This is a genomic window from Malaciobacter sp., from assembly GCF_055140965.1.
Genome location: NZ_JBSRRO010000009.1, coordinates 1 through 15,343, shown reverse-complemented (window position 1 = coordinate 15,343; position 15,343 = coordinate 1). Strand labels below are relative to the sequence as shown.

The following is a 15,343-nucleotide window of genomic DNA, read 5'->3' as shown; positions in this document are numbered from 1 at the left end:
ATGGTTGAAAATAAAATTGATGAGATAAAAGATGATTTAGAACTTTTTGATGATGATTTACAAAAATATGAATATATAATTGATTTAGGTAAAAGTTTAGAACCACTTGAAGAAAAACATAAAAAAGATGAAAATTTAGTACAAGGCTGTACTTCAAAAGTTTGGTTAATATGTGAAAAAAAAGATGATATTTTAGTATTTAAAGCTGACTCAAATGCAGCAATTGTAAAAGGTTTAGTAAAAATATTATTATCAATTTTTTCAGGAATGAAAGCTCAAGAAATTATAGATTTTGATACACAAGTTTTACAAAAACTAAATCTTCAAGAGATTATTACACCAAATAGACAAAGCGGTGTACAAGGTATGATAAAAAGAATAAAAGAGTATGCAAACGCCTTTGCATAAGGAGAAAATATGAGTAATTTTACAAAAGAACAAATAGAAGATGTAGAAAAAAAAATAATATTTAATTTAAAACAAGTATATGATCCAGAAATTCCAGTAAATATTTATGATTTAGGTTTGATTTATAAGATAGAAATAGAAGAAAAAGAGCCTTATTTACATGCAACTGTTACTATGACTCTTACAAGTCCTGCTTGTCCTGTTGCTGATGCATTGATTGATCAAGTAAAGTATGTGACACAAGCAGTTGATTTAGTAGATGAAGCTTATGTTCATTTAGTATTTGATCCACAATGGGATAAAGAGATGATTTCAGAAGAAGGTAAAGATGAGCTTATGATGAATGGAACGATAATTTAAACTATTATGCTTCTTTAAAAGAGATTATGAGATAATGACGACTAATCCAAAAAAAGAAGCATAATGGCAAAAAATAAGAAAAAAAGTAGTTCAGCATTTACAATTACAGTAGTTGTAGTTGTAATATTTTTTATATTAATAGCTTTTAAAGAAGCAATTGGGATTGGAGATAGTATCTTTTCTCCTAATACAAAAAATTCAAACTCTGTAAATGAGCATATTCCACCAAAGTTAAGATGGGAAAAGTCTTTTAGATTTGGAGATGAAAAAGAGAAAGAAAAAGGTGGAGGAAACTTTTTACAGTATCAAACAGACAAAAATAAAAATAAATAAAACCAATTAAAAAGGGGGATTACATGGAACTTTTTTATACAATTTTCATGGTAATTATTTTTATTGTTGCAATAATGCTAAGTTATAAAACCTTACAATTCACAAAAACTATGTGGAAGTTTAAAAATAGAAAAAAAGATGGTAGTGAAGACAAAGACTTTAAGTACTTTGATTAAAACTACTTAATTTACAAAGTTTTCCATATTACTTCATTTAGAAGATTTTATGAAAAACTTTGAAATTATTTTATTTTAAACTTTGTTCAAAAACTCTATCAAGTTTAGCAACAGCTAAAAACTTATCATAATATGCTTGAAAATACTTCTGCTTCGCATTTGTAAGTAAGTAGTTTGCATCTGTTAAATCTGTTGGTTTAACAATACCCTCAGAATATTTATCATTGACAATTTTATAGTTTTCTTTTGCTTGTACTAATGCAAGTTTTGCACTATCATAATTTAAAAGTGCAACTTCTAAATCACTTTTTGCTTTTTGATATTGTAATTTTATATCAAGTTTTGTTTTTTGTAGTTGTTCTTTTACTTGTCTCATTTTAAGTCTATTTATATCAATAGTTGAATATTTTATTCCACCATCATATAAATTCCATTTCAATTGAACTTGAGCTACTTTTTGATCATCTGGTTCTAAATCTTTTGGCATAGAGTCATCACCATACTTATTATAAGATAATGAAGCATCAATTGATGGTAAAAAATCACCTTTTGTTGAATCAACTTTTGAATCTATACTTTTAATATTCATTTTTAAAGCTTTGATTTCACTTCTATTATCCAAAAATTCAACTTTATAAGAATCTTTTTCAATAGCTATATTATCATCTAATTCTTCAATTGTTTGCTTTTGTAAATCAATTCCACCTAAAATATTACTCAACTCATATCTTGCAATTTTTAAATCACTTATTGCTCTTGTAAGATTTTGTTTTGCATCTAACATCTTTACTTGAATATCAAGCAAATCATTTTTTGCAATCAATCCTTGTTCAAATCTATTTTTTGAGTCTTCATATTGCTTTTTAAATAGTTTATAAGCAACTTCATATGTATCTTTATTTTTTCTTTTATTTAAAAACTCAATATATGCTGTTTTTGTATTATAAACAATATCTTCTTTAAAGGCAAAAAGAGTCAAATTACTAGCTTTTGCACTATATTTTGCACTTTTTACAAGATTATAATCTGAGAAACCATTAAATAAATTATAAGATAAAACTGCACTTGCACTTGAGTCTCTTTTTAAACTTTCATCTCTTGCTTTACTTCTATCTGTGTAAGCATAAGACAAATCAAGTTTTGGTTTAAAACCTGATTTGTTTAATTCTATATTCTCTTTTGCTTCATCATACTCATAATATTTTTGTTTTAATTCATTATTATTTTTTAATGCAAGATTTACTGCACTATTTATATCTAAAGCATTTGCATTTACTATAAATAGTGTACTTATTAATACTATACTTCTTTTTATCATGCTATTTCCTTACGCTTTACTAACATCAACAGGAGCTTTTACATTTTTTACTTTTTGTTCTAATTTAATAAAAAACATTAAAAGTGCAGGTGTAATAAATATAGTAAATATAGTAGATAATGCTAATCCACCAGTAATTACTGATCCTAAACCTCTATAAAATTCACTTCCTGGACCTGGAATTAATACAAGTGGTAACATACCAAAAATTGATGTTAATGAACTCATATAAATTGGTCTAATTCTAGTTCTAGTTGCTTCAACAACTGCTTTTTTATGCTCAAAACCATGATTTCTTATTAGATTTAAACTTTGGTGAACAATTAAAATCGCATTATTTACAACAATACCTACAAGAATAATAAATCCAAGCATTGTAAGTACATCAAGAGGCTGTGGTGCAATAAAGGCATTTGTCATTGCAAGACCTAAGAAACCTCCAGCTGTTGCAAGTGGTACTGTAAACATAATTACAATTGGATATAAAAAGTTTCCAAATAGTGCTGACATTAGTAAATAAATAATTACTAAGGCTAAAATAAAATTAATACTTAACATATCAATTGTTTGTGATAATTTATCTGCTGTACCACTAATATTTACTTCAACATTTTTTGAAACTTTACCTTCACTTTTTATTTTATCAATTGAACCTTTTAAAATTCCCATTGCTTCTTCAATTGTCATTCCATCTGGTGGAGTGATTTGTAAAGTAATAGTTCTTTTCCCATCTAGGTGTCTTATTTCACTAATACCTGCTGTACTTTGTGAAGTTGCAAGTGAACTTAAAGGAACAATTGAACTATTTGGTAATACAACTTGTGCATTTAAAATATCTTGAGGTGTGTTTATTTGACTATCTTTTGCTTTTACAACTAAATCAATTTTTTTCTTACCATCTTGTTCAAAATCACCTATAATCTTTCCATCCATATAAACATCAGCTATTACACCTAAATCATTTGCACTCATATTTAAAGAACGCAATGCATCTTGATTTGGATGCAATCTAAACTCTGGATAAAGTAACTCAATTGATGGTACAGGTCTTACTTGTCCACCTTTAATGATTTGATTTGCTGCTAAGAATAACTGTGTACCAACATCTGCAATCTCTTGTATACTCTCTCCACTAATATCAATATCAATATTATTACCTTCACCAACACCACTTTCAAAAACACCACTTTGAATTGTTACTCCATAAGTTGATGGAAGTGAGTTTACAATAGGTCTAAATAAAGGTATTAACTCTTTTGCTCTTGATTCATGCATTGAAGTTCCACCAAAAAGGTTAAAATCTCCAAAAGATACAAAGAAAGCTCTATTAATACCAGGGTAACCATCTTTATCTTTATTAAAGTTTGGTTCGACTTGTTTCATTAAATATGCACCCATATCATATCTTTCTTGATAAGATAATCCTGGAGGTGGAATTAAGATATTAAAAATCAAGTTTTTATTTCCTTGAGGAAGGTAATCCATCTTTGGAAATAATAAGAAAATAATACTTAAAGATGAAATACCTAAAATCAGTATTGTCATAACTTTTGTAAATGTATTTTTTAAAGATATATTTACAATACTCATAAATTTTTCAACTATAGCATCACCTAGTTTTGTAAGAGAACTTTTACCCCTTGGCTCTTTTCCACTAATACTTGCAAACTTTTTCCAAAGCATTGGAATAACTGCAATTGAAACAAAAAGTGAAAATGAAACTGCTGATGTTACAGCAATTGCTATATCTTTAAATAATTGCCCTGCTTCATCTTCTAAAAAAACGATTGGTAAAAATACTGCCATTGTTGTAGATGCACTTGCAATTAGTGCTCCCCAAACTTCTTTTGCACCAACATATGCAGCTTCTGGAATACTCATTCCTTCTTTTCTATGCCTATCAATATTTTCTAAAACAACAATCGCACTATCAACTAGCATACCAACGGCAAAAGAAATCCCTGCTAAAGAGATTGTATTTAAACTTCTTCCTAGTAAATCAAGTACAATAAATGTACCAATAACAGAAATAGGAATAGCAATAGATACAACAGCTGTTGGTGAAATTGCTCTTAAAAATAGTATTAAAACAAAAATTGCTAAAGCACCACCAATCATGATATTTTGTTGTACTAAATCAACAGAACCAACAATATAACTTCTTTGGTCATAAATCCATTTTATTTTTAAACCTTTTGGTTTTAAAACGTTTTCATTTAATTCATTTACAGCTGCTTCAACTTCGTTTGTAAGCTTTACAGTATTTACCTCAGAGTTTGGTTGAACCCCTAAAAAAATACCATCTTTACCCATAAACATCGCAACACCACTTGCTGTTTCATATCCAAAATCAACAGTTGCTACATCAGATACTAGAACTCTTTGATCTCTATTTGAAACTAATACTACACTTTCAATATCTTTTGTAGTTGCAAATTTGTTTACAGTTCTAATTCTGTAAGCTCTTCTTCCCATATTTTGAACACCAGCAGATACATCAACATTTTCATTTTTTAGAATATTGATTACTTGATTAACTGTTAAATTATATGAAGCAAGTTTATTAATATCAAAATTTACTTGCATTTGCTGTTCACGACCACCGCCGCCCATTGTCCCAGCAACACCATTAACTCTTTTAATTACTGGTTTTATTTCATCTTCAAAATATGTTTTATATTCATCAATATGCCTATCATTGCCCTCAAGTGTTTGAAGCATCATCCAAATAACAGGACTTGCTGTTGCTGTTTCTATTACAGGTTCATCAACATTATCAGGATAAGAACTTACCTCATCAAGCTTGTTTGACACATCTTGAAGGGCTGATCTTAAATCAGTTCCTAACTTAAAAGTTAAAGTAATCTCACCATAATCATCATTTGCTGATGCTTCATATTCTATTAGATTATTTAAACTTTTAAGTACATCTTCTTGTTCTTCAATAACTTCTCGTTCTATTTCATAAGGAGTGGCACCTGGCCATGTTGTTGTGATTTTTATCTCTGGTTTTGTAACATTGGGAGTAAGTTGGTATGGTAAGCCTTTTAATGACAAAATACCAAACATCACAACAATTAAAACAGAAACGATTATAGTTACTGGATTTTTAATTGAAAACTTAATTAAATCCATTCATTTTCCTATTTATTTAAAACTTTTACTGGTTGCTTAGGAAAAACTCTTTCATTCCCTTTTACAACAATTTTCATACCTTCTTGTAAACCTTGTGCTTTAATACCAGCTTTCAATCCATCAAAACCAATAATTTGTACTGGAATCATATTTGCAATTGATTTTTCGTTTATTGCAAAAACTACATCTTGACCAAATCTTTTAATAACTGCATCTCTATTTATAACTAAAGCATCTTTTTTAATCTCTTTTGCAAGTTTTATTTTTGCTTGTGCTCCATCAAAAATAAACTTATCTTTTACAACTGCTTTAAATCTAACTGGAAATGTTCTAGTTAATTTATCCCCACTTGGAATTGCAGCATAAAGTTTTCCATCAACAGTCATATTTGGTAATTTTATTTTATAAATCTTTGTTTTACTTAATTCATCTACATAACCAATTGGTAGATTAAACATCATTTCTATATTGTTTGTATTTACAATATTTGCAATTTTTGAACCACTATTAACCCACTCATTTAAATTAATCTCTTTTGATACAATTACTCCATCATATGGTGCTTTAACAAGTTTTTTATTTTTTTGTATTTTTAATTCTTGAAGTTTTGCTTCTGATGAAATTAATTTTTGTTTTGCTAATTCGTATGTTAATTGCATATCATCAAAAGTTTTTTGAGCAATTGATTTTTTTTGTACAAGTGCTAAATATCTATTGTAATCATTTTTTGAGTTTTTCAATTCAACTTTTGCTGTATTTACAGCAGCTTGTGCAGCTTTAATTTGTGCATTTAAAATTGATGAATCTATTTTAATTAAAGTTTCACCTTTTTTTACTTTTTTACCAACTTCAAAATATATTTTTTCCACAAGTCCATTTGTTTCACTTGCAAGAACTGAACTATTTTCAAACTTTACAGTTCCTATAAACTCTGTTAGTGGGTTTATCTTTCCTTTTTCTAATGAAGCTACATTTACTAATGCAGGTCCACCTTTTGCAAACAGTGAGCAACTAATCACTGCTAATACTAATAAAACTTTTTTAATCACTTTGTCCCCTTTAAAGTAATCTAATACTTTAATCTTTTTTTATTTCTACTAATTCAAAAAGACTATCTATAAACTTTTTACAAAGTACTTTAATGTCTGTATCATTTTGAGTCATCTTTGTAATAGCAAGTCCTCTTTCATAAACCATAATTACTTCAACTAAATCAATAGCTTCATTTTTCAGCTCACCTTTAGTGATGCCTTCTTGTAAAATTTTAGTCAATTGCACTTGAAAAAATGAACTACAACTACAATTAAAATTTAACATTTGTTCATTTTCTTCACTTAAAACTATTGATAAGTATTCTTTAAATCCATCAAAGTGTTTCATATTTTCTTCACTATCATCAATAGCAAATTTAAAAAAATGGACTACTTTATCTCTTGTAGTTTTCTCTTTTTGAATATTTTTTTCAAACTCATCATGATATTTATCTATATGAATATTTATTATTTCAAAAATTATATCTTCTTTATTTTCAAAATATTCATAAATTGTACCTTTTCCAATACCTGCTGTTTTTGCAGCTTGTGATACCGTAAGCTTTTTTATACCAACTTCGTGTATCAAGTCACTACAAGATAGTGCAATTTCTCTTCTTCTTTCTTCTTTATTTACAATTTTTGGCATCAAACCTCCATAATAATAAGCTAATAGTATAGTCATGTTATTTTATGACTGACTGTCGGTCAAGTGGAATTATATAATTTTTATCTTAATAGAAACTTTTATTATCGACTACTAGTCAATAATAAGTAATTTTTACATTTTTTATTTATAAAATGAGTTTCTAAAAGTAGTGGAAGTAGTATTGATAGGAGTTTACCCTATCACACTATGAGCAGTTTTTTTGATTATTTGTTTGTTGTAAGTAGTTTATGTTTGTTATTTAATAGATATGATTTTATATCTAATCCAGCTTTTGAACAAGCATCTTGTAAACTCTCTTTTTTCTCTAATAATCTTAGAAGAACTTCTATTTTTTTGTTTGTTTTTATATGCGTAATTGACATATTATTCCTTTTTGTTTTTTTATTAATTAGTTTTGTTTAAGTTTAATATCAACGTGAGAATTAATAAGTGCATAAACAGATGAATAATCATCCTAAAGTTTTACAGTATAGCCAAATAAAATATAAAAAGCAAGGGCTTATGTTTTTAATTTATATAATCTTTTTAAGAATCGTTATTAACTTTTAAGTTCAACTAGTGCATAATAGCTTAGAATGATTATTTATAAAGGTATAAAGTATGAATAGAACTAGTGAATCAGATATTGGGAAGCTTATACTAAGACTTACTGTGGCTATTATGATGTTATTTCATGGCTATGCTAAGATTATTCATGGAGTGGGCTTTGTAGAAAATATGCTTATAAAAAATGACCTACCAGCTATACTTGCATTTGGTGTTTATATTGGTGAAATATTAGCACCAATTTTTCTTATCTTTGGATATAAAACTAGATTTAGTGCGTTTATTATTATGTGCACTATGCTAATGGCTGTATATTTAGTACATCCTCATGATATATTTGAAATATCAAAACATGGATCACCTTTACTTGAAACAATATATTTTTATATATTTAGTTGTATTGCAATTATGTTTTTAGGAGCGGGTAAAATCGCAGTTGATTCAAAGTAAAAGTCAAAAGACTTTTACTTTAAGCTTTTTATTACTTTTAATAAAGACTTATAAGTTATATTTAATTCTTCAAATTCAAGTACAGAAAAAATATTTTTTTCTAAATGAATAACTTTAGGAAATAATTCTAAAACTAAACTTTGTCCTTTTTTAGTGATACTTATAGGTTTACTTCTTAAATCTTCTAAAAATACCTCTTTTTTTATATAGTGTTTAATTTCTAATCTTTTTATTATTTTCGTAATTCCACCTGATGAGAATTGCAGTTTATCATACAAATCACTTGGCTTAAATACTTTTTTATCTGCTTCATGTAAAACTATTAGTAAATCTAATTCAGCAAAGCCAATATCATAACTTGATAAAAGTTTTTCAACCTCTTTTTTTAAAAGTTCATTTAAGTTATAAACTTTTGAAGCTATCTTATATATAGGATTTGTTTTTGTATTATTTTGTTTTTTAATAATACTTGTTTTTGAAGCCATAATATTTCCTTTATTTCTTTATCAAAATATCCACAAGTCTATTTACAAAAGGTGCCACAAAAAACACCGAAGGAAAAGCTATAAAAAATGCTTTTATAAAAGCTGTTATCCATTTGTATACAAACTCATCAATAAACCATAAATTCAAAAATGTAATAGCAAAACTCATGATAAAAGTCATAAGTAATGCCATCAAAAATGAAAATACCAATCGTCTATATTTTGCGTTTATCAATATTCTTCCTTATAGTATTATTTATTTTTATAAATTTAATTAATACCATAAAACTAATTAATATTTAAGAAGAGCAAGATAATTTTAAATTTGCAAACTCTTTTGGAGTTGCTTTTGCATACCTTTGAAAATCTTTATGCTCATCAAAAGGGTTTTGGGCAATATTTAATAAATCATTTACTAAAGTAAAATCATCCTCTTGAGCTTTTTGTATTGCCTCTTCTAACATATAGTTTTTTATTATGTATTTAGGATTAACCTTTTGCATACTTTCACATCTTTGATTTTGAGTTCTTGGATCTAAAAGTAAAACTTGCTTATACTCTTGTAACCACTCTTTCATAATTAAAGGATAAATACAATTATCTAAAATAGATGAAAAATCATCTAAATTTTCAAGTTGTGATAATTTATAAAAAAATAAATTATAATCTATTTTTGAAGACTCTAGTGCTTTTAGCAACCTAATAATCAAATCAATATTTTTATCTCCACTTAAAGTTATATCAAGACCTAACCTTTTGTTCATAAGTTCTAAATACTCTCTTTCGTGTTGTGAAAAAAATGTTTCTAAATAGTTCTTTAATTTTTCAAAATCAGCAATAATACTTAAACAATCAGCTAAAACAAAAAGATTCCACTTTGCAATATATGGTTGATTGTTATAGGAGTATCTTCCTTCTATATCTGTGTCATTGCAAATACAATGCTTATCAAAATAGTCCATAAAACTAAAGGGCCCATAATCAATAGTTACACCAGAAGCTGATATATTATCAGTATTCATAACTCCATGCATAAAACCATAAGTTTGCCATTTTGCTAAAAGTAAAGCTGTTTTATCAACTAATTCATAGAAAAACTTTTCATATTTATTTTCATCATCTTTTAAATGTTTGTAATTTTCTAATATTACAAAATCAGCCAATGCTGTTATATTTTGTTTTGCATCTTTACTTCTTGCAAAATACTCAAAAGTTCCTATTCTAATCCAAGAATCACTAGCTCTTAAAACAACTGCGCCTTTTTCTGCTTGAAAAGGATTTCTATAAACATTATGCCCTGAGCCAATTATTGCTAAAGCTCTTGTTGTTGGGATATTTAGTGCATGCATAGCTTCACTTATAATATACTCTCTTATACTTGATCTTAAAACTGCTCTTCCATCACCTTGTCTTGAGTAGTTTGTAAGTCCTGAACCTTTTGTTTGTAAATGCCACTTGCCAATACTTCCTAAATTTATAGCCCTTCCATCTCCAAGTTGTGGAACAAAATGTCCAAATTGGTGACCTGCATAAACCATAGAATAAGGCTTTGAACCTTCTAAAACTTTTTTACCATTTAAAAAGTTTATAAACTCATTTGTTTCACACTCATTATAATCAAGACCTATTTCATCACAAAGCTTTTTATTATAAGAGATTAAAAAAGCATTATCTAAAGCAGTTGCATCTAAAAGTTGGTAAAACTTACTATCTACACTATCCAAATATTTTGTTTGTAATTTCAATTCATCTAATTTCATAAAATATCTTTTTATTTAACACTAACAAAATAAGATAAAACTTGTCCTATATTAAAACTATTATATAAAATTTTTAATTGAAAAATAACTTTTAATATAAATGTAAATATAATTGCACAAAGGAATTAAATGATACAAGCGCCCTACTTTAGTTTTAAAAATTATATGAAAGAAAACTATGGAAATACATTGCACTCAATCCCAATTGATTTAGATCTTGGATGTCCAAATAGAGATACAAATGGAATTGGTGGTTGTACCTTTTGTCCCTCAAATGGAGCAAGAGCAGCACAAACTCTTGATACAAATAGTGTGCAAGAGCAGATACAAAAAGCTATTACTTTTTCAAAAAATAGATATAAAGCAAAAGAGTTTATGCTTTATATTCAAGCTTATACAGGAACTTTCACCTCTGTAATAAATCAAAAAAGAGTATATTCGAAGCTTCTTAGTTTATATAATTTTAAAGCTATAAGTATCGGAACAAGACCTGATTGCTTAAATAAAAAAACACTAGAGTATTTAAAAGAGTTAAATGAACAAATTGATGTTTATATTGACTTAGGAGTTCAAACACTAAATGATACAACTTTAAAAAGAATAAATAGAGGTCATGATGCTAGTTGTAGTATCAAAGCAATAAAAAAGTTAAAAGAGTATGGAATAAAAGTTTTTGCACATATTATTGTAGGACTTGAAAAAGAAACAAGAAAAGACTGGCTTCATACAGTTAAAGAATTAGTAAAACATGAAGTTGATGGTATAAAAATTCATAATCTTCATATTATTAAAAATACTTTACTTCACAAAGAGTATGAAAAAAACAAGTTTAAAACTTTAGATGAGTATGAATATGCACAAGAATTAATCTACCTTATAAGAAATATTCCTAAAAATATTGCAATAGTTAGAATAAGTACAGATACACCAAGTAGTGATTTACTCTCTCCAATTTGGCATATGCAAAAAGGTCAATTTGTTGAGTATGTAAATCAACAAATGATTTATGCAGGATATACTCAAGCTGATATGATAAGTAAACAAGAAGAATCTTTACAAAAAGAGAACACTTTTAAATTAAAAGATAAAAGTATAACAGTATGGGATAAGATACATAAAGATTATTATCATCCTAAAAGTGGTGCTTTATTACAAGCAAAAGAGGCTTTTATAAAGCAATCCAAACTAAAAGAAAAATTAGAAAAAAAAGATATAGATTTACTTGATATAGGTTTTGGTATGGGATATAACTCGCTTTGTAGTATCTTTTTAGAAAAAAAACACAAGCTAAACATCACAGCAATTGATAAAAATAGAGTAATTATAAAAACAGCTTCAAAACTTATTGAAGATAAGAACTATTCAAAAATATTAGAAGAGATATTTGAAAAATATAGTTATAAAGATGAGTTTAATAGCTTAAACTTTATAGTTCAAGATGCAAGATTTGCTCTTAAAAACTTAGAAAAAAAGTTTGATATTATATATCTTGATAGTTTTTTACATAATCTAAACGCTTCTTTATTAAGCTATGATTTTTTTAAACTTTTAAAAACTGTACTTAAAAGTGATGGAGTTATAATTTGCTCACAAACAAATCATATAGTAAAAGTTGCACTTGCAAAAGCGAATTTTGTTTATGAAGAGTTTAGCTTAGAAAAAACAGATATAAAAGCTTTAGTGATAAAACATGGGATAAACAGTAGTGATGAGGTATGCTATGAAGATGAATATCTAGTTTATAGAGATAAACAAATCGTTACAAACAAAGAGCAGCAAAGCCTATAAATAGCCTAATATAACTAAATCTAATTTTTTTTATTGTAAAATATTATATATAAGTAAGAAATATAGAGGGAAATATGAATAAAAATATAGAAACAGCATTAAGTCACATAGCAAAGTATGCTCCATTTGAAGACAAAGCAGGAGCTTCACACTTTCCTATTTACAATACTGGAACTTTTGATTTAAAAAAACAAAATGGTAATAAAATTTATGATTATACAAGAAGTGATAACCCAACAAGAGAGATGTTAGAGAATCTTTTTAGTGATGTTGAGGGTGGTGCTGGTTGTGTTTGTACACACACAGGAATAGCATCTGTTGCACTTTTATTTGAAACAGTTTTAAAAGCAAACTCATCAATCTTAGTTGAAGCAGATTGTTATGGTGGAACTTTTAGATTATTAAAAGTATTTAAAGAAAAATATAATATTACAGTTCATTTTGCTAATTTTTTAGAACAAGATAAAGTTGAAGAGATACTAAAAAACAATCAAATAGAGCTTGTACTTTGTGAGAGTCCTACAAACCCAGGTCTTAAAATTATTGATTTAGAACAAATAGCAAATATAGCACATAAATACAATGCACTTTTTGCAGTTGATAACTCACTTGCTACATTTATTTCACAAAGACCTTTAGAGCTTGGAGCTGATTTTAGTCTATTTTCAACTACTAAATATGTATCAGGACATGGAGCTGTTGTCGCTGGTGCTATTGTTGCAAAAACACAAGAGTTAGCACAAGAAATTCACTACTATGCAAATGCACATGGAAGAAGTCAAAACCCAATGGATGTATATCTAATAACACTTGGTATCCCTACTTTGAAAATTAGAATGAAAGAGCATGAACAATTATCTATAAAAATTGCAAACTTTTTACAAGAGCAAGATTATATAAAAAAAGTAACTCACCCAGCACTTAAATCACACCCACAATATGAACTTGCGAAGAAGCAAATGCAGTATATTCCAGGTGTTTTTTGTGTTGACTTTGTAAGTGAAGAACTTGCAGAAAAGTTTATTGAAAATACTAAGATTTTTGGAGAAAAATGCTCTTTTGGAAGTCCAGATTCAAGAGTAGAAATACCTGCAAAAATATCCCATGCAAGTTTTTCAAAAGAAGAATTAGCTGCAATTGGAATAAGTGATAGTACAGTTAGATTTTCAATTGGTTTAGAACACATAGATGATTTAATAGAAGATATAAAACAAGCCGTAAAATAATATGAAAAAAGAACTATTTAAGCATATTCCTTGTGGTGAAACTTTACCTATTAATAACATACATGCTGTATCTGTAAGTATGCCAAGTTTACAAGATGTTATTGATTATGAAGAGCAAACACCACAGATTTTAGAAAAGATAAAAAGTGCTTATCCTAGATTTGTTTTGCATCCATACTTAAAACTTCTAGCAAAGTATATAAAAAATAAATATAAAGTTAGTAATAAATATGAAGTTGTATTACTAAGCTCAAAAGAAGCAGTAAAAATTGTAAGTAATAAATACTTTATTCATAACAAAATTGATATAGATGAACCATTTGGTGTAATTTTAGTATTAAAAGGTACAACACAGCTTCAAAAGGTACTTACATTTATTCAACATGTTGGCTGTAACTTATCTTCAAGATTTGCACAAGACTATTTATATGAAGTAAAAGTTATAAAAACTAAACAAGAAGAAGAGTTAGAAGATGAAAATACAGCTTTACACACAGTAAAACAAACTCTTGCAAAAGCATACAAGCAACCAATAAAAAACATAGGTCTTGCCCCATCTGGAATGAATGCAATCTATTCAGTAATTAGAGGATTAAAAAAGATACAAGAGAAAAATAATAGAACTATTTTAGTTCAATTAGGTTGGTTATATCTTGATACTATGAATATAGTAGAACACCACTACAATAGAACAAAAAAATTCTTAGATATAACAAAGCTTGATGAACTTGAAAGTTTCTTAAAAATAAATGGCTTAAATGTATCTGCAATTATTACAGAAATACCTACAAATCCCCTACTTCAAAGTGTAGATTTAAAAAGATTGAGAGAACTTTGCAATAAATATAATATTGTTTTAGTAATAGATGCAACCCTAGCAACACCATATAATCTAAACTTAAAACCCTATGCAGATATATTAGTTGAATCCCTTACAAAGTTTGCATGTGGAAATGCAGATGTTTTAATGGGAGCAATAATCTTAAATGAAAACTTCAAAATTTCACATATGCAAGGTGAGTTTTTTAAACATCTTGATATGGTATATATAAAAGACATTCAAAGATTAGCTTATGAGATTAAAGATTATAAAAAAAGAGTAAAAAAAATAAGTTCAAATACAAAAAAACTTGTAAAATACTTTGAGCAAAGCTCACTTATAGATAAAATTTATTACTGTTGCAATAAAGAAAATAAACAAAATTATGAAATAGCTATGATTGATGATAATTCATACTCAGGACTAATCTCTGTAACATTTAAAAAAGATTTTAGAACAATATATGATAATCTAAACTTTGCAAAAGGACCAAGCTTAGGTACAGAATTTACACTTCTAATGCCTTATGTTTATCTAGCTCATTATGATTACATCTCTTGTAAAAAAGGTCAAGAGTTTTTAAAAAAAATAAACTTACCTATTGATTTACTTCGTATTTCAGTTGGAACTGAAAATATTGAAGATATTATCAACGAATTTAAAAGAGTAGAAAGTCTTATTTAAGACTCTCTAACCCACCTTTATATTTAATGGGAAAATCAGGCGAGTTTAATTGTAGGGAGTGTTAGAAATTCTGTGTCAATCTGATAAAATAATAAGAAGGATTGACAATGAAAGAAGAAACACAATTTGATTTTAATGAAGCAGTACAACAAC

At 27.3% G+C, this 15,343-nt stretch carries 16 protein-coding genes; 8 read left to right on the top strand and 8 right to left on the bottom strand.

Annotated features, from left to right (window positions below; all coding sequences use genetic code 11):
* From ACTCCZ_RS04225 to ACTCCZ_RS04210, 4 genes are all read left to right on the top strand, one after another.
* Nucleotides 1-408, top strand: a complete 408-nt coding sequence (locus ACTCCZ_RS04225; protein ID WP_079578661.1) for a SufE family protein — start codon at nt 1-3, stop codon at nt 406-408.
* A gap of 9 nt (nt 409-417) precedes the next feature.
* The gene (locus ACTCCZ_RS04220) at nt 418-768 is read left to right on the top strand and encodes a metal-sulfur cluster assembly factor (RefSeq protein ID WP_079578659.1); all 351 of its coding nucleotides are present in this window, start codon (nt 418-420) and stop codon (nt 766-768) included.
* 63 nt (nt 769-831) lie between these two features.
* The gene (locus ACTCCZ_RS04215; protein ID WP_079578657.1) at nt 832-1,101 is read left to right on the top strand and encodes a hypothetical protein; all 270 of its coding nucleotides are present in this window, start codon (nt 832-834) and stop codon (nt 1,099-1,101) included.
* A gap of 23 nt (nt 1,102-1,124) precedes the next feature.
* Nucleotides 1,125-1,277: a hypothetical protein gene (locus ACTCCZ_RS04210; protein WP_165375108.1), complete on the top strand. Its 153-nt coding sequence runs from the start codon at nt 1,125-1,127 to the stop codon at nt 1,275-1,277.
* 70 nt (nt 1,278-1,347) lie between these two features.
* Here the strand turns inward: ACTCCZ_RS04210 and ACTCCZ_RS04205 are convergent, their stop codons facing one another.
* The 5 genes from ACTCCZ_RS04205 to ACTCCZ_RS04185 all read right to left on the bottom strand — a co-directional run bounded on the left by ACTCCZ_RS04205 (nt 1,348) and on the right by ACTCCZ_RS04185 (nt 7,793).
* Nucleotides 1,348-2,595: a TolC family protein gene (locus tag ACTCCZ_RS04205; protein WP_079578655.1), complete on the bottom strand. Its 1,248-nt coding sequence runs from the start codon at nt 2,593-2,595 to the stop codon at nt 1,348-1,350.
* A 9-nt stretch (nt 2,596-2,604) separates the two neighbouring features.
* Nucleotides 2,605-5,730 carry an efflux RND transporter permease subunit gene (locus tag ACTCCZ_RS04200; protein ID WP_079578653.1) on the bottom strand — a complete coding sequence of 1,042 codons (3,126 nt, stop codon included), beginning with the start codon at nt 5,728-5,730 and terminating at the stop codon, nt 2,605-2,607.
* 8 nt (nt 5,731-5,738) lie between these two features.
* Nucleotides 5,739-6,779: an efflux RND transporter periplasmic adaptor subunit gene (locus ACTCCZ_RS04195; protein WP_159445741.1), complete on the bottom strand. Its 1,041-nt coding sequence runs from the start codon at nt 6,777-6,779 to the stop codon at nt 5,739-5,741.
* A 28-nt stretch (nt 6,780-6,807) separates the two neighbouring features.
* Nucleotides 6,808-7,410 (bottom strand): TetR/AcrR family transcriptional regulator, encoded by a 603-nt coding sequence (locus ACTCCZ_RS04190; protein ID WP_099310065.1) that lies wholly within the window; start codon nt 7,408-7,410, stop codon nt 6,808-6,810.
* 224 nt (nt 7,411-7,634) lie between these two features.
* Entirely contained in the window at nt 7,635-7,793 is a 159-nt protein-coding gene (locus ACTCCZ_RS04185) for a hypothetical protein (RefSeq protein ID WP_165375110.1), read from the bottom strand.
* Between the two features lie 238 nt (nt 7,794-8,031).
* Here ACTCCZ_RS04185 and ACTCCZ_RS04180 point away from each other — a divergent pair, with 238 nt between their 5' ends.
* The gene (locus ACTCCZ_RS04180) at nt 8,032-8,427 is read left to right on the top strand and encodes a DoxX family protein (protein WP_079578647.1); all 396 of its coding nucleotides are present in this window, start codon (nt 8,032-8,034) and stop codon (nt 8,425-8,427) included.
* A 14-nt stretch (nt 8,428-8,441) separates the two neighbouring features.
* On the opposite strand, the gene ACTCCZ_RS04175 is transcribed toward ACTCCZ_RS04180, so the two are convergent.
* The 3 genes from ACTCCZ_RS04175 to ACTCCZ_RS04165 form a co-directional block, all read right to left on the bottom strand.
* Nucleotides 8,442-8,912: a MarR family winged helix-turn-helix transcriptional regulator gene (locus ACTCCZ_RS04175; RefSeq protein ID WP_079578645.1), complete on the bottom strand. Its 471-nt coding sequence runs from the start codon at nt 8,910-8,912 to the stop codon at nt 8,442-8,444.
* A 10-nt stretch (nt 8,913-8,922) separates the two neighbouring features.
* On the bottom strand, nt 8,923-9,147 hold the full coding sequence (locus ACTCCZ_RS04170) for a DUF2798 domain-containing protein (protein ID WP_104412396.1): 225 nt from the start codon (nt 9,145-9,147) through the stop codon (nt 8,923-8,925).
* A 64-nt stretch (nt 9,148-9,211) separates the two neighbouring features.
* Complete coding sequence (locus tag ACTCCZ_RS04165) at nt 9,212-10,672, bottom strand: protein adenylyltransferase SelO (protein ID WP_079578641.1); 1,461 nt, start codon at nt 10,670-10,672, stop codon at nt 9,212-9,214.
* 129 nt (nt 10,673-10,801) lie between these two features.
* Between ACTCCZ_RS04165 and mnmL the strand changes: the two genes are divergently transcribed.
* The 3 genes from mnmL (at nt 10,802) to ACTCCZ_RS04150 (ending at nt 15,190) form a co-directional block, all read left to right on the top strand.
* The gene (gene mnmL / locus ACTCCZ_RS04160) at nt 10,802-12,460 is read left to right on the top strand and encodes a tRNA modification radical SAM protein MnmL/YtqA (protein WP_079578639.1); all 1,659 of its coding nucleotides are present in this window, start codon (nt 10,802-10,804) and stop codon (nt 12,458-12,460) included.
* A gap of 74 nt (nt 12,461-12,534) precedes the next feature.
* Nucleotides 12,535-13,686 carry a trans-sulfuration enzyme family protein gene (locus ACTCCZ_RS04155; protein WP_079578637.1) on the top strand — a complete coding sequence of 384 codons (1,152 nt, stop codon included), beginning with the start codon at nt 12,535-12,537 and terminating at the stop codon, nt 13,684-13,686.
* A gap of 1 nt (nt 13,687) precedes the next feature.
* Nucleotides 13,688-15,190 carry a PLP-dependent transferase gene (locus ACTCCZ_RS04150; protein WP_079578635.1) on the top strand — a complete coding sequence of 501 codons (1,503 nt, stop codon included), beginning with the start codon at nt 13,688-13,690 and terminating at the stop codon, nt 15,188-15,190.
* Nucleotides 15,191-15,343 lie beyond the last annotated feature (153 nt).